Raw genomic sequence first — 759 nt, 5'->3', positions numbered from 1 at the left:
GCATTGAAGCACAGAGGCAACAAGAGCACATTAACGAAATAACCGAAGGAATGCGCTTCGTCTCAGAAACAAGCGCAGAAAGCGTCAGAGCAATGGACGAATTCGAGGCGGCAGTAAACGAAGTCGTCACAATAGCCAACGAAGGCAGACAAAAAGGCGAAATCTCAGCCAAACAAATCGAAAGCATCCAAGAAATGATGAGCAACATCGAAAGCACAGTCAGAAAAGTCTCTGAGATGAGTAGGAGTATTGAGGAGATTACGAACGTGATCACCAACATTGCCGAGCAGACGAACTTACTCGCCTTAAACGCGGCCATTGAAGCGGCCAGAGCCGGCGAGGCTGGAAGGGGTTTCGCTGTGGTTGCCCAGGAGATTAGGAAGCTTGCGGAGGAGAGTAAGCAGGCTGCGGACAACATCAAGAACATTATTGACCAGATCACCGGCGAAATCCGCGACGCCGTCGACAGCACCCAGAAGGGCGTCACCGTGGTAAGTGAAAGCGCGGACACGCTCAGAGAAACCATAACGTACCTAACCAACATAGCCGACCTGCTTCAGGATGCTAGTTCGAGAATGAGTGAGGTTAAGGAGCAGATCGTCAAGACGCAGGATGAGGTTGAGAATGCTTTGAGGTCGCTTGAGAACCTGGCTGCGAGTGCCGAGGAAACCACCGCCTCGGCAGAAGAAGTCAGTTCAGCAGTGGAAGAGCAGACTGCAGCAACCGAAGAACTCGAAAGAGCCGCCAAAGACCTCAAAA

1 protein-coding gene is annotated in these 759 nt (G+C 51.6%); it reads left to right on the top strand.

Features of this window, described 5'->3' with window-relative positions; genetic code table 11:
* On the top strand, positions 1-759 hold a 759-nt coding region (locus APY94_RS12780; RefSeq protein WP_245610482.1), incomplete at both ends, for a methyl-accepting chemotaxis protein.

Source organism: Thermococcus celericrescens (assembly GCF_001484195.1).
GTDB classification, from domain to species: Archaea; Methanobacteriota_B; Thermococci; order Thermococcales; family Thermococcaceae; genus Thermococcus; species Thermococcus celericrescens.
Note: the sequence above shows the minus strand (reverse complement) of the source record. Positions and strands in the feature narration are given on the sequence as shown.